This window comes from Oceanobacillus massiliensis str. N'diop (genome assembly GCF_000285495.1).
In the GTDB taxonomy this organism is placed as follows: domain Bacteria; phylum Bacillota; class Bacilli; order Bacillales; family Amphibacillaceae; genus Oceanobacillus; species Oceanobacillus massiliensis.
Genome location: NZ_HE610978.1, coordinates 260307 through 286342 on the forward strand (window position 1 = coordinate 260307; position 26036 = coordinate 286342).

27 protein-coding genes and 1 pseudogene are annotated in these 26036 nt (G+C 41.2%); 2 read left to right on the forward strand and 26 right to left on the reverse strand.

Translation table 11 applies throughout. The features are described from left to right. Positions 1-96: 96 nt before the first annotated feature. From OMHG_RS11210 to gpr, 15 genes and pseudogenes are all read right to left on the reverse strand, one after another. Complete coding sequence (locus tag OMHG_RS11210) at positions 97-543, reverse strand: GatB/YqeY domain-containing protein (protein WP_010650936.1); 447 nt, start codon at positions 541-543, stop codon at positions 97-99. A gap of 15 nt (positions 544-558) precedes the next feature. Further along, complete coding sequence (gene rpsU / locus OMHG_RS11215) at positions 559-735, reverse strand: 30S ribosomal protein S21 (RefSeq protein WP_010650937.1); 177 nt, start codon at positions 733-735, stop codon at positions 559-561. Positions 736-876: 141 nt separating this feature from the next. Further along, positions 877-1548, reverse strand: coding sequence for a deoxyribose-phosphate aldolase (gene deoC, locus OMHG_RS11220; protein ID WP_010650938.1), 672 nt, complete (start codon positions 1546-1548; stop codon positions 877-879). A gap of 33 nt (positions 1549-1581) precedes the next feature. Beyond that, complete coding sequence (mtaB, locus tag OMHG_RS11225; RefSeq protein WP_010650939.1) at positions 1582-2931, reverse strand: tRNA (N(6)-L-threonylcarbamoyladenosine(37)-C(2))-methylthiotransferase MtaB; 1350 nt, start codon at positions 2929-2931, stop codon at positions 1582-1584. Beyond that, positions 2919-3692 carry a 16S rRNA (uracil(1498)-N(3))-methyltransferase gene (locus tag OMHG_RS11230; protein WP_044476925.1) on the reverse strand — a complete coding sequence of 258 codons (774 nt, stop codon included), beginning with the start codon at positions 3690-3692 and terminating at the stop codon, positions 2919-2921. Before OMHG_RS11230 ends, mtaB begins: the two co-directional genes overlap by 13 nt. 35 nt (positions 3693-3727) lie before the next feature. Beyond that, positions 3728-4666, reverse strand: coding sequence for a 50S ribosomal protein L11 methyltransferase (gene prmA, locus OMHG_RS11235; protein ID WP_010650941.1), 939 nt, complete (start codon positions 4664-4666; stop codon positions 3728-3730). Positions 4667-4730: 64 nt separating this feature from the next. Further along, on the reverse strand, positions 4731-5858 hold the full coding sequence (gene dnaJ, locus OMHG_RS11240) for a molecular chaperone DnaJ (RefSeq protein WP_010650942.1): 1128 nt from the start codon (positions 5856-5858) through the stop codon (positions 4731-4733). A 150-nt stretch (positions 5859-6008) separates the two neighbouring features. Further along, positions 6009-7844, reverse strand: coding sequence for a molecular chaperone DnaK (gene dnaK, locus OMHG_RS11245; RefSeq protein WP_010650943.1), 1836 nt, complete (start codon positions 7842-7844; stop codon positions 6009-6011). A 31-nt stretch (positions 7845-7875) separates the two neighbouring features. Continuing rightward, positions 7876-8457: a nucleotide exchange factor GrpE gene (gene grpE / locus OMHG_RS11250; RefSeq protein WP_010650945.1), complete on the reverse strand. Its 582-nt coding sequence runs from the start codon at positions 8455-8457 to the stop codon at positions 7876-7878. Positions 8458-8563: 106 nt separating this feature from the next. Beyond that, positions 8564-9595, reverse strand: coding sequence for a heat-inducible transcriptional repressor HrcA (hrcA, locus tag OMHG_RS11255; protein ID WP_010650946.1), 1032 nt, complete (start codon positions 9593-9595; stop codon positions 8564-8566). Between the two features lie 89 nt (positions 9596-9684). Continuing rightward, complete coding sequence (gene hemW, locus OMHG_RS11260) at positions 9685-10860, reverse strand: radical SAM family heme chaperone HemW (RefSeq protein ID WP_010650947.1); 1176 nt, start codon at positions 10858-10860, stop codon at positions 9685-9687. Between the two features lie 84 nt (positions 10861-10944). Beyond that, on the reverse strand, positions 10945-12753 hold the full coding sequence (gene lepA / locus OMHG_RS11265) for a translation elongation factor 4 (RefSeq protein WP_010650948.1): 1809 nt from the start codon (positions 12751-12753) through the stop codon (positions 10945-10947). 170 nt (positions 12754-12923) lie between these two features. Then, the gene (locus OMHG_RS11270) at positions 12924-13229 is read right to left on the reverse strand and encodes a hypothetical protein (RefSeq protein WP_010650949.1); all 306 of its coding nucleotides are present in this window, start codon (positions 13227-13229) and stop codon (positions 12924-12926) included. Between the two features lie 12 nt (positions 13230-13241). Continuing rightward, positions 13242-14402 carry a stage II sporulation protein P gene (spoIIP, locus tag OMHG_RS11275; protein ID WP_010650950.1) on the reverse strand — a complete coding sequence of 387 codons (1161 nt, stop codon included), beginning with the start codon at positions 14400-14402 and terminating at the stop codon, positions 13242-13244. Positions 14403-14518: 116 nt separating this feature from the next. Then, a pseudogene (gpr, locus tag OMHG_RS11280) lies at positions 14519-15624 on the reverse strand (GPR endopeptidase). 229 nt (positions 15625-15853) lie between these two features. On the opposite strand from gpr, the gene rpsT reads away from it, so the two are divergent. Next, positions 15854-16114, forward strand: coding sequence for a 30S ribosomal protein S20 (gene rpsT / locus OMHG_RS11285; protein ID WP_010650953.1), 261 nt, complete (start codon positions 15854-15856; stop codon positions 16112-16114). A 102-nt stretch (positions 16115-16216) separates the two neighbouring features. Here the strand turns inward: rpsT and holA are convergent, their stop codons facing one another. Then, the gene (gene holA, locus OMHG_RS11290) at positions 16217-17236 is read right to left on the reverse strand and encodes a DNA polymerase III subunit delta (protein ID WP_010650955.1); all 1020 of its coding nucleotides are present in this window, start codon (positions 17234-17236) and stop codon (positions 16217-16219) included. A gap of 331 nt (positions 17237-17567) precedes the next feature. On the opposite strand from holA, the gene OMHG_RS17965 reads away from it, so the two are divergent. After that, positions 17568-17702 carry a YqzM family protein gene (locus OMHG_RS17965; RefSeq protein ID WP_010650957.1) on the forward strand — a complete coding sequence of 45 codons (135 nt, stop codon included), beginning with the start codon at positions 17568-17570 and terminating at the stop codon, positions 17700-17702. 107 nt (positions 17703-17809) lie between these two features. Here OMHG_RS17965 and OMHG_RS11300 read toward each other — a convergent pair whose 3' ends face one another. The 10 genes from OMHG_RS11300 to yqeH all read right to left on the reverse strand — a co-directional run bounded on the left by OMHG_RS11300 (position 17810) and on the right by yqeH (position 26036). Continuing rightward, entirely contained in the window at positions 17810-20122 is a 2313-nt protein-coding gene (locus OMHG_RS11300) for a DNA internalization-related competence protein ComEC/Rec2 (protein WP_147629063.1), read from the reverse strand. A gap of 41 nt (positions 20123-20163) precedes the next feature. Then, positions 20164-20721, reverse strand: a complete 558-nt coding sequence (locus OMHG_RS11305; RefSeq protein WP_010650961.1) for a ComE operon protein 2 — start codon at positions 20719-20721, stop codon at positions 20164-20166. 84 nt (positions 20722-20805) lie between these two features. Next, a complete protein-coding gene (locus OMHG_RS11310; protein ID WP_010650962.1) occupies positions 20806-21393 on the reverse strand; it encodes a helix-hairpin-helix domain-containing protein in 588 nt (195 codons plus the stop codon). Positions 21394-21516: 123 nt separating this feature from the next. Further along, positions 21517-22269: a class I SAM-dependent DNA methyltransferase gene (locus tag OMHG_RS11315; RefSeq protein WP_010650963.1), complete on the reverse strand. Its 753-nt coding sequence runs from the start codon at positions 22267-22269 to the stop codon at positions 21517-21519. A gap of 3 nt (positions 22270-22272) precedes the next feature. Next, positions 22273-22629 (reverse strand): ribosome silencing factor, encoded by a 357-nt coding sequence (gene rsfS / locus OMHG_RS11320; protein WP_010650964.1) that lies wholly within the window; start codon positions 22627-22629, stop codon positions 22273-22275. 4 nt (positions 22630-22633) lie between these two features. Then, on the reverse strand, positions 22634-23206 hold the full coding sequence (yqeK, locus tag OMHG_RS11325) for a bis(5'-nucleosyl)-tetraphosphatase (symmetrical) YqeK (RefSeq protein WP_010650965.1): 573 nt from the start codon (positions 23204-23206) through the stop codon (positions 22634-22636). Beyond that, positions 23196-23762 carry a nicotinate-nucleotide adenylyltransferase gene (locus tag OMHG_RS11330; protein ID WP_010650966.1) on the reverse strand — a complete coding sequence of 189 codons (567 nt, stop codon included), beginning with the start codon at positions 23760-23762 and terminating at the stop codon, positions 23196-23198. Before OMHG_RS11330 ends, yqeK begins: the two co-directional genes overlap by 11 nt. Positions 23763-23783: 21 nt before the next feature. Next, positions 23784-24074, reverse strand: coding sequence for a ribosome assembly RNA-binding protein YhbY (yhbY, locus tag OMHG_RS11335; RefSeq protein WP_010650967.1), 291 nt, complete (start codon positions 24072-24074; stop codon positions 23784-23786). Position 24075: 1 nt separating this feature from the next. Further along, the gene (aroE, locus tag OMHG_RS11340; protein ID WP_010650968.1) at positions 24076-24921 is read right to left on the reverse strand and encodes a shikimate dehydrogenase; all 846 of its coding nucleotides are present in this window, start codon (positions 24919-24921) and stop codon (positions 24076-24078) included. Positions 24922-24935: 14 nt separating this feature from the next. Continuing rightward, a complete protein-coding gene (gene yqeH / locus OMHG_RS11345; protein ID WP_010650969.1) occupies positions 24936-26036 on the reverse strand; it encodes a ribosome biogenesis GTPase YqeH in 1101 nt (366 codons plus the stop codon).

The window sequence follows — 26036 nt, forward strand, 5'->3', positions numbered from 1 at the left end:
ACCTAGAGAAACTATGGACGCCGCGTATTCTTCTTAAGGTGTCCCGAATACATAATAAAGGACCTCTGTTATTGTAACAGAAGTCCTTCATCTAACTTATTGCAATTGCTGTTGTACTGCTTTTTTTATTTGAGAGCCATCTGCTTTGCCTTTTACTTTCGGCATTACAGCACCCATCACTTTACCCATATCTTTCATTGATGCAGCATTAACTTCCTGAATCGTAGACTGAATGATTAACATTAGCTCTTCATCTGAAAGTTGTTCCGGTAAGTATTTTTCTAAAATAACCAGTTCATTTTCAAGTTTCTCAGCCAAGTCTTCACGTCCAGCAGATTTAAATTCCTGGAGGGAATCTTTTCTTTGCTTAACTTCTCTGGATAGGATTGTTAAATCTTCATCCTCGGATAGTTCATCTTTACCGAGTTTAATCGATTCATTCTGTATAGAAGCCTTCACCATGCGAATAACGCTCAGGGTTTCTTTATCTTTGTTCTTCATCGCTTGCTTCATATCTTGATTCAGACGATCAAGTAACGTCATACGCTTGCACCCTCTTTAGAATTTACGCTTTCTAGCAGCTTCAGATTTCTTCTTACGTTTTACACTAGGTTTTTCGTAGTGTTCACGCTTGCGATATTCCTGTAGTGTACCACTTTTTGATACACTGCGTTTAAAGCGACGAAGAGCATCCTCAAGAGACTCGTTTTTACGAACGCGAGTTGTATTTGACATGCTAATTTCCCTCCCTCCGAAGCACAAAACCATTTTATACAGGCATATATTACCTTCTCATGCCTTTTTAAAGTATAATATAATACTACTTTCAGGTCAACGATTTTTTATACCAAATGTAAGCATTTGGCCATACACTGTTTAATAATCAGAATTACCTTGATTGCCATTAACGATATCCACACCTGCACTAGCCCCAATACGAGTTGCTCCAGCAGCTATCATCGCTTGTGTTGCTTCGAGATCACGTACACCGCCAGATGCTTTTACACCCATGTCGGGTCCAACAGTCTCGCGCATTAGTTTGATATCTTCAACGGTCGCACCACCACCGGAAAATCCTGTTGAAGTCTTTACAAAGTCTGCTCCGGCTTCTTTAGCTAGCTTACACGCCCTTACCTTCTCATCTTCTGTAAGCAGCGACGTTTCTATAATAACTTTTGTTAGGGCATTGTCGGAAGCGGCATCAACCACTGCCTGAATATCAGCTTTAACGAATTCATCATTCCCTGATTTCAATTCCCCTACATTGATTACCATGTCTACTTCCGAAGCTCCGTCACGGATAGCTTGCTTTGTCTCAAAAACTTTTGATTCTTTTGAAGTGGCTCCCAAAGGAAAACCAATGACTGTACAGACTTTGACTTTTGAATTCTTGAGATGGTCAAAACAGTACGAAACCCAGTGCGGGTTTACACAAACTGAGGCAAATTCATATTCCAATGCTTCATCGACAATTTTTTTAATTTGCTCTTTTGTTGTATCAGGCTTTAATTGTGTATGATCGATATACTTAGCCAGATTTTGATTCATAGTAAACTTCCTTTCTTTACAAAAGCTTTCTTATTAATGAACTTTTTCAGCAGCATGTGTAGCATTGTCCATGATTCTGACAAATGTCCCATGATTATATGGATAACCTGATTTCGTAATTTTGACGCGGACAATTTTCCCAATCATATCCGGGGTACCTTCAAACTGCACTTTCATGTAGTTATCCGTATAGCCGACGAGCAATTCAGGATGTCCTTCGTCCAGAATACGTTCCTCCGGGATTACCTCGAGTACTTCATTTTCATAATTCGATGCATATTCTTTTGCCAGCTGATCGGATAAAGAAATCAGACGATGTACCCGTTCTTCCTTTACTTCATCCTCTACTTGATTATCCATTCTCGATGCAGGTGTTCCGGTTCTTCTGGAAAACGGGAAGACATGCAATTCAGAGTACCCGATTTCCTTTATGAAATTGTAGGTCTCCATAAACTCTTCTTCCGTTTCACCAGGGAAACCAACGATTACATCAGATGTTATGGCAAGGCCAGGCAAGGCCTGTTTGATTTTTTTCACCTTTTCTTTATAAAAACCGGTAGAATATTTCCTTCTCATTCTAGCTAATACTGCATCCGATCCAGCCTGTAACGGTATATGCAAATGTCTGACTATCTTTTTGGACTTGTCAAGCACATCAATAACTTCATCGGTGATTTGACTTGCTTCGATAGATGAAATACGGATTCGTTCCAGCCCTTCCACTTTTTCAAGTTCCTGAAGCAGCATTGCAAAATTGTAATCCTTCAGATCTTCTCCATACCCCGCAGTGTGTATGCCAGTCAGCACAAGCTCTTTGTAGCCCGCTTTTACCAGCTTGTCAGCCTGGTTGATGACACTTTCAGGGTCTCGGGAACGGAGTAAGCCGCGGGACCATGGAATGATGCAGAAAGTACAGAAGTTATTGCAGCCTTCCTGTATTTTCAAGGATGCGCGTGTGCGGTCTGTGAAAACTGGAACATCCATTTCCTCAAATACACGGTTCTTCATAATGTTGGAAACACCGTTGATAGGTTCCTTGGTCTTTTTATGCTCATCAATATAACTGAATATGTTTTTACGATCTTGGGTACCGACAACGACATCCACACCCGGAATCTCCATTATTTCACCAGGAGACGTTTGTGCATAGCAGCCTGTCACACAAATGACGGCATCTGGATTTTTCCGGATTGCACGTCTGATCACCTGTCTGCTTTTTTTATCACCTGAATTTGTCACGGTACATGTATTGATGACATAGACATCTGAATCATGATCGAAGTCTACGCGCTCATACCCCTTTTCAAGGAACATTCGCCAGATTCCTTCTGTTTCATAATGATTAACCTTACATCCTAATGTATGAAATGCTACTGTTGGCATTCATCACACCTCAATTCTTCAAAATGATAGGAAATACTTGCCAAGACATATAGTGCAGCTGTTTCTGTCCGCAGTATTCGCGGACCAAGCCTGACCGGGTGGAATCCTTCCTCCTTCAGCAACTCTGCTTCCTTCAGTGAGAATCCGCCCTCAGGACCGATGCACACCAAGAGACTCTGATTCGGCAAAAGGGCGTTAATGATGATCGTGCCAAATGACTTATAATCAGAAACCTTCGCCTCTTCTTCATAGGCAAATAACTTTACATTAAAGTTTTTGCTTTCCTCTATCAGAGCTTGAATGGACATGGCATTGTCTATCGCCGGCACTTTGTTTCGATGACTTTGTTCACTTGCTTCCTTAACGATTTTATTAAATCGTTTCATTTTTTTCTCTAACTTTTTAGGATCCCAGACGGCAACAGACCGTTCAGCCTGGAAAGGGATAAAGGAGTCTGCTCCAAGCTCCGTTCCTTTTTGCAGGATCAGTTCAAACTTATCGCCTTTGGGTATTCCCTGCGCGATAGTTACAGCTACCGGCAGCTCCACCGATTCATCAAGCCATTTTTCAACGATTGCATATACCGCGTCGTCCTTCATTTCAATGATCCGGCAAAGGGCCGCTTGTGCATGATCATTATTGCAAATGATATGATCTCCGACCTTATTCCTCATGACACGAATAATGTGATGGACATCATCACCTTTTATGAATACTTGATCACCCTCAAAATCACTAGAAGGAATAAAATATCTCTGCAATTTGTGCACCCACTTCATTGTTGAATTGCATTCAATTAATTTTTTCTGGCAACCATTGAAATCCAATCTTCCATTTCATTTACAGCGAGGATCTCAAAACCTTGTTTTTCCAGTTCATCCTTAACATGCTGTTTCTTATTTTGTATGATGCCGGATGTAATAAACAAGCCGCCTTCAACAAGATTATTCCAGGCATCATCAATGAACCGAACGATGATTTCAGCCAATATATTGGATACAATGACTTTTGCCTCCATGTCAATATTATCAAGCAGATTGTTCTGCTTCACAGTAATCCGCTGGTCCATTTTGTTAACCTTTGCATTCAATCTAGTACTGGCTACTGCAACCTCATCAAGGTCATAGGCGAAGACTTCCTTGGCGCCAAGCTTTCCTGCAGCAATGCTGAGAACCCCTGAACCACAGCCAACATCAATCACCGTATCGTTCGTGTTCAAGTATTCCTCAAGTGCCTGGATGCTAAGCACTGTAGTCGGATGTGTACCTGTTCCAAAAGCCATGCCTGGATCAAGTTCAATGATCAATTCATCACTGGAAACTGGAGTATAATCCTCCCATGTAGGTGTAATCGTTATTTTTTTTGAGATTTTCACCGGCTTATAAAACTTTTTCCAGGCTGTTGCCCATTCCTCTTCATTAACTTCACTCAATGATACTTGGTTTCTCCCGAGGTCGATGTCATATATCAATAAATTATTGATTGCTTGTTTAATCTCCTCAATCGTTTCACCAAGAAAACTATTCATTGGCAGGTATGCCTTTATCCGAACACCTTCTTCCGGATACTCACTTGAATCCAGATCATAAATCTCTCCAAAAACGTTTTCTCTTACTTTCACCAGATCCAAAGGGTCCTCGATAACCAGCCCGCTTGCACCGGTTTCATGCAGGATATTGGAAATTGGTTCGATTGCTTCGTTTGTCGTATGGATACTAATTTCTGACCATTTCATCATTCTTCACCCATTTCATTGGTAACATAATATGTATAGATGCTGCAAAGCAGCATCTTTTAATTTATTCTCCTTTAAAAGCCTTCTTAAACTTTTGGAAGATATTTCCGTCTTGTTCATCAGTAGAATCATTGCCGCCAATTTCATTAAACTCACGCAATAATTCTTTCTGCTTTTCGGTCAATTGGGTAGGCGTCATTACCTTGACACGAATATGCTGATCACCTTGCCCGCGGCCACGAACATTTGGAACACCTTTGCCTTTCAAGCGGAAGGTTTTGCCAGACTGGGTGCCTGCTGGAATCTTCAATTTAACCTTCCCATGAACTGTAGGCACTTCTAGTTCGTCCCCAAGCGCAGCCTGGGTGAATGTTAGTGGCAGCTCACAGAAGATGTGATCCTCTTCTCGTTCAAAGAAATCATGTGGCCTGATTTTGATAAGCACAAACAAATCACCGGCAGGTCCGCCATTTTTACCCGGTTCACCTTTTCCGGAAACGCGGATCTGCTGACCTTCATCAATGCCTGCAGGAATATTGATATGGATATTCTTGTTCTTTTTAACCGTACCTGTTCCACCGCATGTATTACATTTTTCGGGGATGATCTTACCTGTTCCGTTACAATAATGGCAGACTCTGCGGTTCACCACACGACCAAATGGTGTGTTCTGTTCCTGATTCAACTGGCCTGTTCCGGTGCAATGGGAACACGTTTCCGCACTTGTTCCCGGTTTAGCTCCAGAACCACTGCAAGTATCGCAGGTTTCCTCTTTAGGAATCTTAATATCTGTTTCTTTACCAAAAATTGCTTCTTCAAAATTAAGCACCATTGTATATTGCAAGTCTGCTCCCTGCTGTGGTGCGTTTGGATCTCTCGTGCGTCCCCCGCCGCCGAAGAACATATCAAAAATGTCTCCAAATCCACCGAAGTCCTGTGCTCCGCCGCCAAAACCGCCAAAGCCCTGACCCTGTGGACCTGCATGACCAAATTGATCATACTGGGCACGCTTTTGCTGGTCACTCAATGTTTCATATGCTTCTTTAGCTTCCTTGAATTTATCTGCAGCATCCGCTTCTTTATTTTGATCCGGATGATACTTCTTGGCGAGTTTTCGATATGCTCTTTTTATTTCTTCTTTAGATGCACCTTTGTCAACACCAAGGACATCGTAATAGTCTCTTTTACTCAACCTTCATCACTCTCCCGACACACTATAGCATAGGTTTTATCATATCATCAATTATTCACTTATAGCAAATGATGATTATTTGCTTTAAAAAAGTCAAAGTCAAGAGAATCCTGACTTTGACTTTTGGGTTACACATATAACAGATCTAAATTACTTGTTATCTTTGTCGTCATCCACTTCAGAATAATCCGCATCGACAACGTCATCACTTCCGCCATCTTCCTGCTGACCTTCTTGCTGTGCTGCTGCATCCTGCTGCATTTGTTCATATAATTTTACAGACAGCTGCTGAACATGCTCCTGCAATGTTTCTTTCTTCTCTTTTACTTGGTCCATATCGTTGGATTCCAAGGCTGTTTTCAATTCTTCTTTAGCAGCTTCCGCTTTTTGCTTATCTTCTTCACTTACTTTGTCGCCTAAATCCTTGATTGTCTTATCTGTTGTGAAGATCAACTGATCTGCTTCGTTGCGCAATTCTACTTCTTCACGGCGTTTTTTGTCCGCCTCAGCATTCTCTTCTGCTTCCTGAACCATTTTTTCAACTTCTTCATCAGAAAGACCTGAAGAGGATTTGATGGTAATGGACTGTTCTTTGTTTGTGCCCATATCTTTAGCACGTACATTAACGATACCATTTGCATCAATATCAAAGCTTACTTCGATTTGAGGTACTCCTCTTGGTGCTGGTGGAATATCTGTCAATTGGAAGCGTCCAAGTGTTTTATTGTCTGCGGCCATCTCACGTTCCCCTTGAAGGACATGGATATCAACAGCTGTTTGATTATCTGCTGCAGTAGAGAATACCTGCGAATGACTGGTAGGTATAGTCGTATTGCGTTCAATTAATTTAGTAAATACAGATCCCATTGTTTCGATACCAAGTGAAAGTGGTGTTACATCAAGTAAAACAACATCCTTCACATCACCTTGCAGGACACCGCCTTGGATTGCTGCCCCTAATGCTACAACTTCATCCGGGTTTACACCTTTAGATGGTTCTTGGCCAAGTTCCTTTTTAATCGCTTCCTGAACAGCAGGAATACGAGTTGAACCACCAACCAGGATGACTTTGTGGATATCATTTTTCGATAATCCGGCATCTGATAGTGCTTTACGGGTTGGAACCATTGTACGTTCTACAAGATCAGATGATAATTCATCAAATTTCGCACGGGTCATATTCATTTCCAAGTGCAATGGGCCAGCTTCTCCAGCAGTGATAAACGGCAGAGAAATCTGTGTCTGAGAAACTCCAGAAAGGTCTTTCTTCGCTTTTTCAGCAGCATCTTTCAGACGTTGCATAGCCATTTTGTCCTTGGCTAAGTCGATACCATTTTCTTTCTTGAATTCCTGTACCATATGGTTGATGATAACTTCATCAAAGTCATCTCCGCCCAGACGGTTATCTCCAGCTGTAGCAACAACTTCAAATGTGCCATCACCGATATCCAGGATAGATACGTCAAATGTACCGCCGCCAAGGTCATAAACAAGAATGGTCTGATCCTGATCGTCTTTATCAATGCCGTATGCAAGTGCTGCTGCAGTAGGCTCATTAATAATACGCTCTACTTCAAGTCCTGCAATTTTACCAGCGTCTTTTGTTGCTTGACGCTCCGCATCATTAAAATATGCAGGAACTGTAATTACTGCCTTTTCAACTTTTTCACCAATGTAATCTTCTGCATAGGATTTGATATACTGCAGAATAATTGCTGATATTTCTTGTGGCGTAAATTCTTTATCGTCAATTTTCACTTTGTAGTCTGTACCCATATGACGTTTAATGGATTGAATGGTATTTTGGTTTGTAATAGCCTGACGCTTTGCAACTTCACCAACCTGTCTTTCGCCATTTTTAAAGGCCACAACAGACGGAGTTGTCCGATTGCCTTCCGGATTAGGGATTACGACTGCTTCCCCGCCTTCCATTACTGCGACACATGAATTTGTAGTTCCTAAGTCAATTCCAATAATTTTACTCATTATTTGTTTCCTCCTTGTGCTTCTATTCCCATTATTTATTTACTTTTACCATTGCTGGGCGAATAACCTTATCTTTTAACATATAGCCTTTCTGAAGTTCCTCTACAACAGAATTGGGATCAATGCTCTCATCCTCAACCTGCATAACAGCATGATGCAGTGTGGGATCAAATGTCTTCCCTTCTGTTTCGATCACTTCAACCCCCTGGGACTTCAATGCATCCTGAAGCTGTCGGTATACCATTGTAATTCCTTCTACAAGGCTGGCGTTTTCCTCTGTTGTTTCGACTTGTAACGCCCTCTCAAAATTATCAATAGCCGGGAGCAGTTCATTAATCAACTCCTGCGATTTATATTTTCTGTCGGCCTCTTTTTCTTTTTGTGACCTTTTCTTGAAATTATCAAATTCTGCCTGAAGGCGAAGCAATCTGTTATAGACCTCTTCTTTTTCAGCTTTTAATGTTTCCATCTCTTTTTCAAAACCAGATGTATTCTCCTGAGCCTTCGTTTCTTTTTCGGCAGGATCGTTTTCAGCAGAATCAATTACTTCAATCTCTTCCTCATTCTCAACCGTTTTTTCTTCATTTGCATTATTTTTGTTGTTTTCTTCCACCAGTGCCACCTCCATTATAAAAATTCCATGTAAGACTATATCACGAAAAGCATTCTAAACAAAATACAATGCATGATAGACTTTCCATTCAAACTGCCCTGTCAGGCTAGTCATTGAATCTATTCCACATATACAAAGCATCCGTCATCTCACTCGACAACCCTCTTATCAGCGAAATGACCTTCCTGTATTCCATCCTGGTTGGCCCCAGCAGCGCAATGGTTCCCATATGGTTCCCGCCCAGATGGTAGGAGGCAGTGATGAGACTGAGATCTTTTATCGCCTCAACTTCATTTTCATTTCCAATCGAGACTTCAATTCCGTTTTTACTGTTTTTAAGCATACTCGCTATTTCATCCTCTTTTTCCATCATGGAGAAAAAGGAACGGATTTTATCAACGTCGTTAAATTCAGGCTGCATCAGAATATTGGATTTCCCACCGATATAAAGTTTCACAGGATGGTCACTCACAAAGATTGCTTTCAAATAATCGAAAGATCTATTCGAGTCATTCATATACATTTTCATCAGCTGGGCGACTTCAGTATCCAGAACTTCCTGCAATCTGATGATCGGCACACCTTTAAGCCGATCATTCAATATATTGACCATTTTCTCCAGATCAGAGGAATTAATCTTTTCCGGTATTGTGAATGAACGATGTTCGACATGTCCCGTATTGGTTACAAGAATCGCCACCGCGGTATGTGCGGACAGCGGAAGAATCTGAATCTGCTTCAATGTAGTTTCAAACATTTCAGGCCCAAGGATAATCGACGTATAATTTGTCAGCTCGGATAGAACCTCTGCAGACATCTGTACAATCTGTTCAAGTTCAAAAAAACCGTCCTGGATGATATCCTTGATAATACTTACTTCATTTTGTTTTGTACTTGGCCCAATCAGGTGATCGACATAGTAACGATATCCTTTTTCCGATGGTACCCTTCCGGATGAAGTATGGGTTTTTTCCAAAAAACCGAGTTCTTCAAGGTCTGCCATATCATTCCTTATCGTGGCCGCACTATACGGGAGACTCTCCTTTTTGGAAAGTGCCCTGGAGCCGATGGGACGGGCAGAATCGATGAAATCATCAATAATGACTTGCAATAAGATAAGTTGCCTTTCTGTTAACATGATGATCACTCCTGTTAGCACTCTATCTCATCGAGTGCTAATACTATAATAAAATTATCAAATCCCATTTTTTTGTCAAACAGAATGTCTCAGATGGCTCCGTTTTTAAGCAACCGTTCAAAATCATTGTCGAGAAGGAATTTTTCAAAAACCCTGTTTCCCAGCAGCATTCCCTTGTCAGTAAGCTGGATTGCCGATTCACTCTCGCTTATCAGTCCCGTTTTGGTCAGCTGGTCAAACTCACGTCTGTATAGTTCTTCTGGTCTGAAGGCAAACCTCTTCGCAAAGCTTTCTTTGTCAATTCCGCTCATTTTCCGAAGTCCAAGGAACATCTCCTCTTCTATCCTTTCTTTTAACGTAATTTTATCGATCTGCAGAACCGGTTTGCCATCCTTCATGGCCTGTTTCACATAGGCAGGGAGCGGCCGGATGTTGGTAATCCGGCGGCCTGGAAGGTATCCATGTGCCCCCGCACCAAAACCGTAGTAATAGTTATTGCTCCAATAAGTCAAATTATGTTTACTTTCATATCCGGGAGCTGCAAAATTACTGATTTCGTATTGATTGATTCCGTTTGTTTTCATGGTGTGCTTTAGAATCTCATACATCATTACTTCATCGTCCTCTGGAGGTCTGTGAAGCTGTCCTTTTTTATGCTTTTGATAGAATACCGTCTTTGGCTCAATCTGAAGTGCATAGGTTGAATAATGAGGAAGGCCAAACGACAATGCCTCTTGCAGAGAATGGCTGAACTGTTCCACCGTCTGATGCGGCAAGGCATATATCAGATCTAGACTCACATTCCTGAAATCATGCTTCTTCAGCAAATCCACTGTATGGTACACATCCCTCACACGATGGACTCTCCCCAGCTGTTCGAGCATGGCATCATCCATAACCTGTACACCAAATGATATTCTATTAATGCCATACTGTCTAAGCAATTGTGCCTTTTGACCATCAATATCGCCAGGATTAACTTCAATTGAAAATTCTTCACATCCTGCAATATCAAATTTCTCATTCAAGAAACTTAACAACGTCTCAAGCTGTGTTTTATTTAACGCTGTCGGCGTACCACCGCCAATATAGATTGTTTTCATTTTATGCTGCCCTCCCGGCAGCGAAACGTTTATTTCCTTTTTCAATGCTTCAATATACTCTGTCGCCAATTGTTCATTGTAGAAAAACTTAACGAAATCACAGTAATGGCAGATTTGCCGGCAGAAAGGGATGTGAATATATACAGATTGGACTTCATTCATTTGTGGTCAACTCCTATGTAAATTAAAAAAGGAAAAACTATCCCGCAAAGTAGATGCATTCAAGTTCTTCCTTTATCAAAGATATTAATCGTCATTCATTTCCAGGACGGCCATGAATGCCTCTTGAGGCACTTCTACAGAACCGACCATTTTCATCCGCTTTTTACCTTCTTTTTGCTTTTCAAGTAATTTGCGCTTACGTGTAATGTCTCCCCCGTACAGTTTCGCTGTTACATCTTTCCGAACAGCTTTGATCGTAGACCTGGCTACAATCTTGTTGCCGACTGCTGCCTGTACCGGAACCTCAAATTGCTGTCTCGGAATAAGCTCTTTTAATTTATCTACAATCTGTTTGCCGCGATTGAATGAAAAATCCTGATGGACAATGAACGATAATGCATCGATAGAATCGCCGTTCAGCAGAATATCCATCTTAACGAGTTTGGACGGCTGATACCCGATGAGCTCATAATCGAAGGAAGCATAGCCCTTCGTCTGTGATTTCAGCTGATCGAAGAAGTCATAGACAATTTCAGAAAGTGGTATATGGTAGATTACATTTACCCGAATATCATCCAAATATTGCATATCCACAAAATTTCCGCGCTTCTTCTGCGCAATTTCCATTACAGCACCGACATATTCATTCGGCACCATAATGGTTGCCTCTACATACGGCTCACGGATTTCCTGAACGGATTGCGGATCTGGCATTTTAGACGGGTTATCAATGTCAATCACTTCACCATTTGTCTGTTCCACTTCAAAAATAACACTTGGAGCAGTAGTGATAAGATTGATATTAAATTCGCGTTCAATTCGTTCCTGAATGATCTCCATATGCAGCAAACCAAGGAAACCACAACGGAAACCGAATCCAAGTGCCTGTGATGTCTCCGGTTCATATTGCAGGGACGAGTCATTCAATTCAAGTCTCTCCAATGCTTCCCGCAGATCATTATAATCATTGGAGTCCACTGGATATAGTCCGCAGAATACCATTGGATTTAATTTTCTGTAGCCGGGCAGTGCTTCCGTTGCCGGTCTCCCGGCATGTGTTACCGTATCACCGACACGTGTGTCACCAACGTTTTTAATAGATGCAGTCAGATAGCCGACATCACCCACTGTTAGTTCACCCTTTGAGATAGGTTTTGGAGTAAATACGCCAACATCATTTACCTCAAATTCTTTTCCGGTTGCCATCATTCTAACCTTGTCGCCGACTTTGACCGAACCTTCTTTAATACAGACATAGGCGATGACACCGCGATAAGAATCATATAAAGAATCGAATATAAGTGCCTTCAGGGGTGCTTCTGCATCGCCCGCAGGTTCTGGCACAACTTCTGTAATCCGTTCCAGAATTTCATCTATGCCGATATCTGCCTTAGCAGAAGCAAGTATGGCTTCACTGCCGTCAATTCCAAGCACATCCTCCAATTCCTTTTTCACGCGCTCAGGGTCTGCACTTGGAAGATCTATCTTATTGATAACCGGAATTATTTCAAGTTCATTTTCCATCGCAAGGTAGACATTTGCCAGTGTCTGGGCTTCAATCCCCTGGGCAGCATCCACTACTAAAATCGCTCCCTCGCACGCAGCAAGACTTCGTGAAACCTCGTATGTAAAATCGACATGTCCCGGTGTGTCTATTAAATGAAATATAAATTCTTCGCCACTTTTACTTGTATAAGCAAGCTGAACAGCATTTAACTTTATCGTAATGCCGCGTTCACGCTCAAGATCCATTCCATCGAGCAGCTGATCTTTCATTTCTCTTTTTGTTACTGTCTTCGTATTTTCCAAAATTCGATCTGCCAAGGTTGATTTTCCGTGATCAATATGTGCGATAATCGAAAAATTACGTACTTTACGTTGTTTATTCACCATTCCTGATGCTCACTCCTACAAGACTTTCAGCTGTTATCCAGATGAAAGTATCAAAATTTAAGGCGTCCATAGCTAGCATTGATTATAGCAATTGAACTAGGTTTATTCAATCAATAAATATATTGGATGCCTTAAATCATAGATAACAGTACCGTTTATCCATCGACTAATCAGAAGAAAATCTGTGCTGTCTGATACATCACCTGCATGATTATCTCAAAGAATCCTTTCACCCCCGCCTCCAATGCAGAAGCTGTCTTTTGCGTAAGTATCACCGACGAATCCCCGTCCAGCTCCGGCTGAACAGCTGATTTCGCAATCGTTTCCTCATCAAGCTCTAATGATTCTTCCGGCTCTGCCTCTGTTATTGAAGCTTCACTGTCTTCAACTGTCTGATTCGTTTCCTGATTCGTTCCATATACGATACCCGACAAGAAAAATACTGCCATTAACAGCAGAATGACAATCAACCGCATGTTTTTACCTCCTTAAGGATTTCCTTGGACCTCTTCTGCATCCCAATAATAGTCACTGAACACTTCTGCAAGCGCATCCGCTGAACGATACAGCTCTTCCATCGTATTTTCGACACCACCGAATTCCACAAGTATCGCATTTTCTGATAGGTCCTGATTAAAAACGCCGTTCGTACCTGCCCCTTGTTTGGGGACAACCCCTCTGCTGAGTCCAGGATAGTTCTCTTCTATCAAGGCATTCAGTTCTGTAGCAATTTGCAGGTTTTTCTCATGGCCGGCATGTTCCATCCCGACAACGAACATAATCCTGGCATAGGATTCACCATTTATTTCTTTTGTCGTTTCTTTCCTTAGCTGGGCATCCCGGTGCAGGTCAAATACGTATTGAATCTCTTTATTAGTGGAAATTGCCGCTTCTACCACCTCTCTAGATGCATCATAGGATTGCCAATACTCCAATCCCTCCTCATCCAGAACATTGCCTATGTCTGTGTGATCGATCTGTGTGCCGATCCCTTTATTCTTTAAAGCTTCTGCAAGTCTATCGCTGACTTTTGTGATATTCATTTCTGAGTGATGTGCTAAGTCAGGATCTGTTGTATCTGGTAAATACGGCAGGAATGATTCCCGATTATGCGTGTTATAAATAAAAACAACATTCCGTTTTCCTGTGGTTTGCTTGACCTCTTCTTTCGGTTCCCCGATTGGCTGCTCCGTTTCTTCCTCCATGATCGCTTCCCTGTCTCTAAGCACTTCTTCGAGCGGTGGAAATGATTCTATCGGAAGGTTAGTATAGTCTGTACCTTCCCCGGCTATCAGAATGTCACTGTCGTATATGGAAAAGCCAGGCAATTCATTTCCCAGCAGACTTCTCGGGTCATTTGGCTTTAGATTTGTTGCAATCTGGAAGATGACATTCGATAGTTCTGGCAGTTTGCGATCTTCCGGAAAGGCCTGCTTAAAGGACCTGTTTTCCATGCCTAGCAGATTGTAGAACACAAATCCATCTATATCCCTTGTCCATTCCGTGATTAAGGTAGAAGAAAAGCGGTAGGCGGGTTGAACTGTTGTCAGCATTCCGATAAAAACAAACAGGATGGCGACACTGAACAAATAGATGCCACTGCGCCTCGATAAAATCTGTGCATTGTTTTTCAGGTGATTTTTACTCATAAAAATACATGATCCCACCTTTCTGCTCTGTGCTCTTGTTAAAATCTATGAGCCATGCACAAAAACTAGAACCATGTTTTTTAAAAAAATAGACCAATTAATAGAGCCTGCTATACTTACCTCGAATAGGATGCAAAGTTATCCACATTCACGTTTTCATGCAATGCCGCATTCAATCCATTAGCAATCAGACTGGCCATATCTATCATGAACCCATCAACCTCTTTAGGGGTTACCATTAAATTATGGCCAATCGGTGTTAATACCTCAGTAATAAGCTTCCTCTTTTCATCTTCCGACAAGCTCCCGACAATCCCCATAAACGTTTTCCTTTTTTCCTCATCAGGAAGATCTTCCTCGGTAAGCTTCTTTGATCCAAAAGACATCCCGGCTGGTGCCAGCGATTTGGACGGTTTGTCTTTTTCATTCCATTCGCGTCCGAAGTGCTTCAGCAGGTAATCAATCGTATCACTGGCAATTGTGACGGCATCAACGACGGTTGGGACTCCAATGGCCAGTACGGGGACACCAAGCGTTTCCTTGCTGATTTCTTTACGCTTGTTGCCTACTCCAGATCCAGGATGGATACCAGAGTCCGACAACTGGATCGTCTCATTCACCCGCTCGATGCTTCTTGAAGCAAGTGCATCGATTGCGATGACGAAATCTGGCTTGTACTTTTCAGCAATGCCAAAGATAATGTCGCTCGTTTCAATTCCCGTCACTCCCATCACTCCCGGTGTAACAGCAGCCACATCTCGGTATCCGTCCGCAACAGTCTCCTGCTGCAGTTTAAATAAATGGCTTGTTACCAGCACCTTTTCCACAGTCATTGGTCCCAGGGCATCCGGTGTTACATTCCAGTTACCGAGACCAACAATCAGGCAAGTTCCATTGGCGGGTATGTCATTTCTGGATATCAGGTCCTCCAGTTCTTTTGCCAGCACCTTAGCAGCAGCCTCCTGTCTTGCCGTATCCTGTTTTTTGACGCCGTCTGCATAAATGGTTACATAGGAACCCGTTTTTTTGCCCAATAGCTTGGCGCCCTCTTCATCAATATCCACATAGGATATCTGTATATTGTCTTCATTCCGTTCTTTAAAAGTTACCCCTTTTATTTCGCTTTTCTTTTTTTCACTGCTGGTTCTGATTCTGTGTACATATCCCGCGCTTCTACCGCTAAGTCTGTTCTCACCTGAAACGATTGATTTAAGTCCTCCATCTGTAAGCCTTCCCTTCATTTGGTTGTCAATAATAGAATGGACAATTTAACCAAAAACATACGAAATGTTCAATTACACAACAATTCTATTGAAAACATCCGCTTCCTTTGGTAAAATACAATTTGTCCGCACTGAAAGTTGACTACAATAAACTTGATAACTTTACGAGGATGATTGAACTTTATTAACCTTTAATGGAATAACGTTCCTTACTAGGAGGTGAAATATATGGCTAATGTTAAATCAGCAATCAAACGTATTGGTGTAAACGAGAAAAAGCGTGTTGCCAATACTGCACAGAAATCTGAAATGCGTTCTGAAATTAAACGTGTTGAAGGTCTGATTGAAGCTAACGATGCAGACAACGCTAAAGCTGCATTGCAAACTACAACAAAACATATTGACAAAGCTGTTCAAAAAGGTTTGATCCACAAAAATGCAGGCGATCGTCAAAAGTCCCGTCTTGCTAAAAAAGTGAATAGCCTATAGGATTTTATATCTTATAATAGAAAAACGATCCAGATTAACTGGATCGTTTTTGTTTGTTTAATTTCATTTTTATTTAACTATCTAATTTCTTTCCTTCTTAACCTATGTAGCCTGTATTAGATCATACAACAATAACTCAAAAGCAAGTTCCTTCTCCATCTTTCCTTGCTTCATGACCGCATCGGCATCAGAGAGTTTACTCATGATATCCTCAAGTTTTTCAATTGTAAATTTCTTCTCACGGCTCAGAGCAATTTTAATTACATATGGATGGGAACCGATATTTTTTTGTATTTGATATTGACCATAACCCTTCTGTTTCAGCAATTTCGCCCGTAATATAGTGCGAAATTGAAATGCCAGCAAACCAATCATCGCAATTGGCTCCTCCTTCATTTTCTGCAGGTCTTTATAGATAGATATCGCCTTATGCAAGTCCCTTTCGATGACTGCATCTACGAGCCTTAGCGAGGAACTGTTTGAAGTGTGGGCAATAAGGCGTTCCGCTATCTCTTTGGTTATGGCTCCATTTTCACCCACATATAACGCAAGCTTTGTCAGTTCACTCTCGAGCAGCTGAAGGTTGGCAGAAAGTTCAGATTCAAAAATTTCATAAGCATCTGGGGCTATCTCAATCTGCAGACTGTTCGCCAATGAATCGATCCATTGCCTTAAATCCTGTTCCTTAATTGGATTGCAGACAACAACGGTTGTATTTTTCTTTAACATTTTACTTACTTTTTTCCGTTCATCGATTTTCTCATAGGGCGCTATCAGAACGAGCACCGAATATTCTGCAGGCTGTCCCAGATATCTTTCCAGGTATGCGAAATCGTGTTCAAAAGCAAGGTTGTCCGCTTTTGCCTTCAGGAAGCTGGCGTTATTGGCAATGATCAGTTTCCTTCCACCGAAGAAAGGATATGTCTCTGCATCTGTCACCACTTCCTGAATCGGTGTATCTTCCAGATCATATATGGAAAGATTATCTTCTTCTCCCGCGAGCACCTTGTTAGTAAGTTCTTTTTTGATATTCTGCAGAAAAAAAGCTTCCGAGCCATAAATAAGGTAGACGGGGGCTATTTCATTTCTTTTGATTTGTTTCATGACATCCATATATGACATTCATACTCACTCCAACTATGTATAGTTATAATGGTAAAGCCGAACGCATTGAATGGCAAGTGATAATTTGGAGAGGAGAATTTCTTTTTGTCAACACTTATGGAAATCCCCCCTCCAACATCTATATAAACGTTTGATTTACAGCTCTAGAAACTGCTTGCCAAACGATATTTTTACTTGTCTTTAGCTTATGCCGACACAGCAAAAGTATAGATGTAAAGTCTTACTAAAAATGGAGATGAAAATAAATTTAAATGATGTATTGGATATAAAGTAGATTTTTTGAACAAATTATTTTATACTAGGATTGATGACATAGGAGGGGTATATTGTGAACGAATTTGAAAAAGATGTACAGTATAAAGGCAATGATGTAGTCGATTCCATTAAAGGATTTGCCTTCTCATTTGTATTCTTTGTATTAATCTTCGCTATCGGGGCTGCTATCAGCGTTATCGGCCAATAAGTCTTTACCGAAAATTATATTCCTGCAATTGTATCGAAAGAGACTGCATTGTCAGTCTCTTTTTTGGCGCTGGTGAACAATCTTTTATTGTCCCTTACATCGGTAGTCTATGGCAGGAAGGTGAAAAATGTTCCATCATCCTGATCATAAAAATATTGGACTGCCCCATATCTGTCCGTTCTTAAAATTGTGATTCCTTTCTCTCTCAGCCTGTCCAGCACTTCGCTTCCCGGATGGCCGTAAGAATTATTTTCAGCAACGGAAATGAGTGCCGTACTGGGGTTTACCGTATCCAAAAAGCTCTGCTCTGTCGATGTATTGCTGCCATGATGGGCAACCTTAAGTATATCGACTGTCATATCCGGGTAATTTCGCATCAATTCCCGTTCCGCTTTCTGACCAATATCGCCTGTAAAAAGCCAGTCTTTCCCTCCTAATGGAGAATATAGCACAAGTGAATTCTCGTTTGCCGATAATAGATCCATTCCTGGTGCGATTACGTGAAATTGATGTCCTCCAATTAGGATTGTATCGCCCTGCCCAACCCTCCTTACATCCACTTTTTTCTGATTACCGCTGAATTCATCCAATAATGCTTCATCAAAATGATGGCTCACGATTATTTTCTCCACATGCATCTCATCAATAATGGAAGGGACACTTCCTGTGTGATCAAGATCTTCATGTGTGAGGAACAATGCATCTATATTCCTGATCCCCCGTGAATACAGATATGGCTTCAGGATTTGATCATAGATCGTTTCAGTTGCTTCCATATTGTCAAACGAAAATCCTGCTCCAGCATCAATCAACAGCACCCCTTTGCGATATGGAAGTTCAATTACAAAGGCATCTCCCTGTCCTATATCAAGCATGGTAACTACTCCGCTTGAAGAAAAATATGGTCTTGCTGCAATTCCTGCAATCAGGAAACACATTAATGTACCCGCCTGGATAGAACGATATAGTTTTTTGCGCTGTAGATTCATCATAAAAAGAAAAAATAAAACGAAATATAGTGTGGCAGCAGCAGATGGCAGCCTGTCCATGAGAAGCGGAAAAAAGAGCGTTTCATCGATATATTCAATGAAGCCAATCACAATGCGGTGAACATATGCAAATAATCCATCAAGTAGACTCACTATAGAATGCGGCAGAAATGTTAACGGCAGTAATATATACATGAACGGAATGGCTAATAAGGTAAAGTATGGAACGATAAGCAAATTGAGGATAATCGACAGGGGCTGGAAAATGGAAAAGTATGCAAACTGAACAGGAATGATTGCCATTTGTGAGACAAAGCTGATTTGAAGGACCTGCCAAAATGGAGAAGAGGTTTGATTTATCCATTTCCTGGATAAGAGGATAGCGAAGGTCACGAGAAAAGACAGTTGAAACCCTATATGATAGACAATATGCTTATCAAACAGGATAAGCAACAGAAAAACAATGCTTAAGATATCCGTATAGCTAAACCTGAATCTGGATTTGTTCAGGAAAATTAAAAATATAATCATGCTTGCCGCTCTCCATACGGAAGGCTCACCACCTGCCAGCAAGGCATATACTGGCAATAATGCAATCATCACCCACTCCGCCTTTTCCCGTGTTAATATATTCAGTTTAAGCAGCAGAAAGTAAAACAGTGCAACGATAAGTCCTATGTTGGAACCCGATATTGCTATAATGTGCGAAAGGCTCCATCGCTGGAACACTTCTTCTGTATCTTTATCAATCATGGAATCATCCCCAAAGACTATCCCGCTTAACCAGGAAGCCGTAAAATCACTAAGGGTTTCCTCCACATGAAGAAGAAGACTCTCCCGCAGCATATAGAAACGGTTAAGAAAGCCAGAACCAGTGCACTGGATATCCGCCAAGGAATCCACTATAAGCTGATAGGCAATTCCTCTCGTCTCCAAATAACGCCGATAGTCAAATTGACCAGGATTCCTGATTTCTTCGGGTAACTCTGCAAGCCCTGTCAATTGGCATTCAGCCCCAGATTTCAGATAAGAGCCTTTGGGGTTTTTTCTTATAGATTCTTCGTTGTCATCAGGAAAGTAAAGGATGAGGATATCATGATGGGAGTGCTTTTCAGAGAACACAAATTCAACCTTATCATCTGTTATGGTTACTGGTCCTGTGATTTGCCCATTATAGAGGCTAGTTTCTGAGGGTAAGGAATGTTCCGTGGCGATTCCCTTATCTAAGGAGGGGATATAAAAGCTAAAAAAAATGAGGACAGCCAAGGAAATGATAATGGTCCACTTCCCTAGCAGCTCATGATGAAACAGATAGAAGAGCCAAAATATAAAACTGAAGATAATCCAGTATTGCTGACTATATACAGCACAGATTGCAGCCGCGGCCGCCAGAGCCGGAAAATGCCAATATCCTTTCAATAGCTTAGTCACCTATTTCGATTATTTTTCAAGACTGGTTCGTAACGCAGCTTTTAAAGAAGTCTCTCCGCTATTTTCTTCATAGCATGGACTTCTTCGTCGTCTTCTGTAATTGATTCCAGTTTCCCTAACAGATTATTGATAAGTGATGTCTTTTGCTGGTAATTTGTGTCGACCGCAAGATAATCAAGTTTAACTTTGACTGTCTTGACACCTGCCTCTTTAAGCAACTGTACAGCATATTCATGATTATGGTAATCCTCGGCATAGAACACTGTCCGGATTCCGCTCTGAATCAGCTGCTTGGTACATTGCAGACATGGAAAATGGGTAACATAGATGTCCGCATTATCGGTAGGTACACCAAATTTAGCGCATTGCAACAATGCATTCGCCTCAGCGTGAACTGTCCTGACACAGTGACCATCAATGACATAACATCCTTCATCCATACAGTGGACACCGCCTGATACACTTCCATTATAACCACCTGCAATAATTCGCTTATCACGTACGATGGTCGCACCTACCATCAGTCTAGTGCATGTGCTTCTAAGTGCCAGTAAATGGCTTTGTGCCATAAAATACTGGTCCCATGATATTCTTTCCATCTCTGTGCATTCCCCTTTTTATGTGATTATTACCAGTTTACATTCCGGATTGAAGCTTCGTCAATGCTATAAACCATACTGCAATTATGGAACCTGTATTTTGTCTTCCAGATTTTCTAAAGTCTTCTCACCAATTCCTGACACTTGAAGCAAATCCTCAATTGTTTGAAAATAGCCAAATTCCTCCCTATGCCGGATAATTGCCTCGGCCTTTGACGGACCGATACCCGGTAATGTTTCTACCTCTTCCTGGACGGCATAATTTATTCGCAGCTTGCCATTCTGGCTTGCAGACGATGCATTGCTGTCGGTCAACTCTCCCATGTCCGGAACTATGATTATCATTTCATCTTGTACTTTTTGAGCTAGGTTTACCTGTGATTGATCGGCATCTGCTGTAAATCCTCCCGCTGCTTGAATGACGTCATTCACTCTCGCATCCAAATCCATTTCATATACTCCCGGACTTGAAACCGCTCCTTTTACATCAATTATAGCTGTTTCACTGAGCTGATCGATCTCAGACCGCTCTTCCTGTAAATTATCGGTTGCTTCTGCTGGGTGAAGGTTGTTTGCTATTGTCTCCTCGTCTTCATTTGTAAAGATAATAAAGAGGATTACAACAACTGCAGCAGCAATAAAAAAAGAGGATTTTTTGAAGAGCTCCAGCAATCGGAATACCTCCTTCCAAATAAAATTTAACAGTGGAGAAGATGGTGTAATAATGTGTTCTATAGTCTATTTCGACATTTGCCTTAAAAATCCTGCACAAAAGAAAAGACCGGAATAAGATAATTATTCCGATCTTTTTTCGGCCAAAAAGAAAATTCTTTCTGCCTTTTCTTCTATGAAATTTTGCTTTAATGAAAAATCTGCAAATACTTTCAGATTTTCGAAGCCTGCATGCCTTAAAAGATTTTTATAAAAATCAACAGAGTAGGTTTTTTGATGATGATATTCATCAAATCGCTTATAATCTTCCCCATCAAGTGCGAAGAAGGTCAAGTCATGAAACATCTCACCGCGCTCATCGCCCGCCGAACAAAACCAGATATAGGAAGCTTCCTCTGTCACATCGGCAAATGTCTGGTTAATATAATGCTGCTCCACCTGAAAAAGCGAATGAACATCAAACATGAAAATCCCACCCGGCTTCAGCGACTCTGCCACGTTTTGGAAGGTTTTCTCAAGCTCAGCAGGCTCTGTAATATAATTGATTACATCGCAAAAACTGATTGCAGCATCGTAGTCCATTAATCCGGTCAGATTTATTAAATCCTGCTGGAGCCATTGAATGGACAGATTTTTCTCGCTCGCCTTGTGTGCTGCATAGGTAAGCATATCGGCAGAATAGTCAATCCCGGTCATCGAATAGCCCGCTTGAGCCAATCTGGTTGTAATTTCGCCAGTTCCGCAGCCAAGATCCGCTATCTTCGTGATATTTTTCCCTGACTCATTCAGTACCTGTTCCGTAAAAGCAATCCACTCATCATATGGTGCATTCAGCATTAATTTATCGTACAATGTTGCCATTTCCTGATATGCCATCGATTAGCCTTCCTGCCCCAATTGCAGCGGCACCTGGGCAGCATCTCCCCATAGTCTTTCCAGATTATAGTAGTGCCTTTCATCTTTATGGAAAACGTGGCATACGATATCTCCAATGTCCACCAGAACCCAGCGGGCCTGCTCGAGTCCTTCTATCCGCTTAACATCTATCCCTTTTTCATCCATTGCTTCTTTAATTCCCCTAGCAATTGCCTGTACCTGTCTTTCTGTGTTTCCGTGGCAAATCAAGAAATAATCTGCAACTAATGATACTTGATTCATATCCAATGCAATAATATCCTCAGCGCGCTTATCATCACAAGCCTCAGCAATTATTTCAACAAGTTGTTTATTCTCCATATAATTAATTCCCTCCGTTTATTTGTTTAGTCAAATCATTGTAAGCATGAAAACTGTCTGGATAGATCGTGGCGTTCTTATTCATCAGATGGGCAATCGTATTTCTGGATGCCATCCAGCAAGCCTTTGTCAAATCCTGTTTAGCCATTTCTCTTACTTCATCAACTCCAGGAAATTTCCTGCCCGGTTCTATATAGTCGGCCAGAAATATAATTTTATCCAATTTACTCATATAGGCTTTTCCTGTTGTATGATAATAAATGGCATCCTGAATTTCACGATCTGCTATCCCATGTTCAATCTCGACAAGTATGGATCCAACAGGTCCATGCCATAATTCATGGTGATACTCGAGCAGATCCTTCGGCAAAGATGTTCTCTTTATCCAGCGCGCCAACTCGTCTATAGGCCGGTATTTGGCATAATCATGAAAGACCGCTGCAAGCTCAGCTTTTACTGACGAAGCTTTATATTGCTCCGCTAATTTTACTGCAGTCTCTGCAACGCGGAGTGTATGTTGAAACCTCGCGTCGGTCAAATGTGGTTTAACCTTTTCTATTGCAAGCTCAATCTTCATATAAATGATGCTCCTTGATATAGCTTATCACTGCTTCAGGTACAATATAGCGAACATCCTTCTCTGACCGCAGCCTTTTTCTTAGCATAGAAGATGAAATATCAATCATCGGAATATCTACTTCGGAAATAGGATACTCTGAATGCAGCTTGTAGCCTGCCCGTTTGACTCCAACAAAGTTTACAAGATAAAGCAGTTCATCAATTTTGTTCCAGTGCGGCAAGTATTCAACCATATCTGCACCAATAATGAAATAAAATTCCTTATCCGGATGCTTCTGTTTCAAAATTCTCATTGTATCCAATGTATATGATTTTCCCGATCGTTCTATTTCAATGGTATTTACTTTAAAGAAAGGATTATTATCTGTCGCCAATTGCAGCATGTTTATCCGATCTTCTGCGTTTGTCATCGAAGCTGCTTTGTGCGGGGGAGTATAGGTTGGGATGAACCAAACTTCAGCAAGTTCCATCGCCGTCCTTACCTCTTCTGCAATCAGCAGATGTCCCAGATGCGGCGGATCGAATGTGCCGCCCAATATTCCGATTCGTTTCATTTTAAACCCCTCTATTTAACTTTAAGGTAACTGCAGCTGCTTATTTTCCTTTGATTCCTTATAAAGGACAATATTATTGCCGATTACTTGTACGATATCAGAATGGGTACCTTCAGAAAGCTGTTCGGCTACTGTATCCTTATCTTCCATACAATTCTGAAGTACGCTTACTTTCAGCAATTCTCTTTTTTCCAATGCTTCTCCGATCTGTTCAATCATATTTTCATTTACACCCGTTTTTCCAACCTGGAAAATCGGCTTCAAATGATGTGCCTCTGACCTTAAAAAACCTTTTTGTTTACCTGTTAACATATTATCTTCCTTCCAATACAGCTTTTAGTTTCACATCTAAATCATTAATTGACAATTGTCTGTCTGTCCAAATCTCGAATGCATATTGTGCCTGATAAAGCAACATCGTATGGCCATAATGCAGCATCGCTCCGCGATTTTGCGCCTGTTGAAGAAACTTAGTCTGTAATGGCTGATACACAATGTCACTGACGATTGTGTCTGAGGTCAGTCTATCCAATGATAGGATTGCCTCATTCACATGCGGTTTCATACCTACAGATGTCGTCTGGATGATTAAGTCATATTGATCGATACACTTTTCTGCCTCACCCAAAGACAATATGTTTGATTTGCAGGAGTTGCTTGCAAGTTCCGAAATTTCTCTGGCACTCCCAGGGGTTCGGTTGGCTATATCAATCGCTGTAAACCCTGAATGGTTAAGTGCAAAATAGATTGCTCTTGCAGCACCACCAGCACCAATCAATAATATACGTATATTTTTATTCTGAACAAATTCCGGGTATTTATTTTCAAGCGAGCGTAAATACCCCATTCCGTCGGTATTATAGCCAATCCAACGATTATTCTTTTTTACTACCGTATTAACGGCCCCCATGTTTCTCGCAGTATCATCGATTTCATCCAGAAAAGGAATAATCGCCTGTTTATAAGGTACGGTAACATTGAAACCATCAGTTTCTTCCCTTTTAAGATGTTGCACGCTTTCTTCTAAAGACTTTTCGGGGCTTATTTCAAATATCGAATAAATCCCCTTCAGTTTTGATTTCTTGAGAAACTGCTCATGGATCCATGGAGAAAGGGAGTGTTTGATTGGGTAGCCAATAAGTTTGAAGCGATATCCCATAGTATCTCTCCTTTTTACAACAGTGATTTTCTTTTGGAAACTGCAACACCTTTTGGACTGTGTGCTGTGACGGTTGTATTTGCTCCGGCAATACTGACCCACCCCAGACCAGGGAAAACAATATCTGTTTTTTCTCCATCAATCTTAAAGGTGCTCTCCACCAGCTTCGGTAATTGTTCCAATGTCTTCTCATTTGGCGGAGACAATAACTCCCCGGCATGGTTTTCATACAATTCATCGGCTTTTTCAAGCTTTGTACGGTGAATGGGCAGTTCATTTGAAAAATAGCAAACAAATGATTGTCTGTCACCCTTGATAAAGTCGATCCTGGCCAAACCGCCGAAGTATAGCGTTTGTTGACTGTTCAATTGGTATACCCTTGCTTTTATTTCTTTTTTGGGAGTGATGATCTTCAAATCTTCATCAGAAATATAATGAGCCATTTGCTGCTTATTGACAATTCCCGGAGTGTCAATAAGTGATGTATTCTCATCCAAAGGAATCTCAATAAACCCAAGTGTTGTCCCCGGAAAATAGGAAGTTGTAATTACTTCGCCCATTCCTGTCGACTGCTTAATCAAACGATTAATGAACGTTGATTTCCCCACATTCGTTGTACCTACAATATAGACATTCTTATTGTTGCGATACCATTCAATCTGCTCTGTCAGCTCCTCGATTCCAGTACCCTTAACCGAAGAAATCAAGAACACATCCTTAACTTTAATACCGGCATCTTTTGCCTCTGTACGCAGCCATTGTTCCAGCTTGTTGCGATTGGTTGACTTTGGCAATAGGTCAAGTTTGTTTCCTACCAGTATAATTGGATTGTCGCCAGTGATCCTTGGGAGACTCTTAATTAAACTTCCATCAACATCAAATATATCAATCACATGGACAACAAGACCATTTGCTTCTCTTATGGAACTGACCATTTGCAAGAAATCATCATCTGTAATCGAGACATCCTGTATTTCATTATAATGTTTCAGTCGGAAACATCGCTTACATAATATATCTTCTTTTTCGAGTGATGAGGCCGGTGTATACCCTATTGCATTCGGATCTTCTGTCTGGATTGGCGCACCGCACCCTTGGCAATATATCGTTTCCAA

Excerpts from the sequence above, each read along its gene's own strand:
- hemW (WP_010650947.1), bottom strand. The coding sequence starts at position 10,860 with ATGAATGAAGTCCAATCTGTATATATTCACATCCCTTTCTGCCGGCAA.
- lepA (WP_010650948.1), bottom strand. The coding sequence starts at position 12,753 with ATGGTGAATAAACAACGTAAAGTACGTAATTTTTCGATTATCGCACAT.
- OMHG_RS11315 (WP_010650963.1), bottom strand. The coding sequence starts at position 22,269 with ATGGCATATCAGGAAATGGCAACATTGTACGATAAATTAATGCTGAAT.
- OMHG_RS11270 (WP_010650949.1), bottom strand. The coding sequence starts at position 13,229 with ATGCGGTTGATTGTCATTCTGCTGTTAATGGCAGTATTTTTCTTGTCG.
- yqeK (WP_010650965.1), bottom strand. The coding sequence starts at position 23,206 with ATGAAGATTGAGCTTGCAATAGAAAAGGTTAAACCACATTTGACCGAC.
- rsfS (WP_010650964.1), bottom strand. The coding sequence starts at position 22,629 with ATGGAGAATAAACAACTTGTTGAAATAATTGCTGAGGCTTGTGATGAT.
- hrcA (WP_010650946.1), bottom strand. The coding sequence starts at position 9,595 with ATGTTAACAGAAAGGCAACTTATCTTATTGCAAGTCATTATTGATGAT.
- OMHG_RS11210 (WP_010650936.1), bottom strand. The coding sequence starts at position 543 with ATGACGTTACTTGATCGTCTGAATCAAGATATGAAGCAAGCGATGAAG.
- prmA (WP_010650941.1), bottom strand. The coding sequence starts at position 4,666 with ATGAAATGGTCAGAAATTAGTATCCATACGACAAACGAAGCAATCGAA.
- OMHG_RS11305 (WP_010650961.1), bottom strand. The coding sequence starts at position 20,721 with ATGGAAAGAATATCATGGGACCAGTATTTTATGGCACAAAGCCATTTA.
- mtaB (WP_010650939.1), bottom strand. The coding sequence starts at position 2,931 with ATGCCAACAGTAGCATTTCATACATTAGGATGTAAGGTTAATCATTAT.
- aroE (WP_010650968.1), bottom strand. The coding sequence starts at position 24,921 with ATGGGATATCGCTTCAAACTTATTGGCTACCCAATCAAACACTCCCTT.
- holA (WP_010650955.1), bottom strand. The coding sequence starts at position 17,236 with ATGTCATATATGGATGTCATGAAACAAATCAAAAGAAATGAAATAGCC.
- deoC (WP_010650938.1), bottom strand. The coding sequence starts at position 1,548 with ATGAATCAAAATCTGGCTAAGTATATCGATCATACACAATTAAAGCCT.
- spoIIP (WP_010650950.1), bottom strand. The coding sequence starts at position 14,402 with ATGAGTAAAAATCACCTGAAAAACAATGCACAGATTTTATCGAGGCGC.
- rpsU (WP_010650937.1), bottom strand. The coding sequence starts at position 735 with ATGTCAAATACAACTCGCGTTCGTAAAAACGAGTCTCTTGAGGATGCT.
- rpsT (WP_010650953.1), top strand. The coding sequence starts at position 15,854 with ATGGCTAATGTTAAATCAGCAATCAAACGTATTGGTGTAAACGAGAAA.
- OMHG_RS11330 (WP_010650966.1), bottom strand. The coding sequence starts at position 23,762 with ATGAAACGAATCGGAATATTGGGCGGCACATTCGATCCGCCGCATCTG.
- dnaK (WP_010650943.1), bottom strand. The coding sequence starts at position 7,844 with ATGAGTAAAATTATTGGAATTGACTTAGGAACTACAAATTCATGTGTC.
- yhbY (WP_010650967.1), bottom strand. The coding sequence starts at position 24,074 with ATGTTAACAGGTAAACAAAAAGGTTTTTTAAGGTCAGAGGCACATCAT.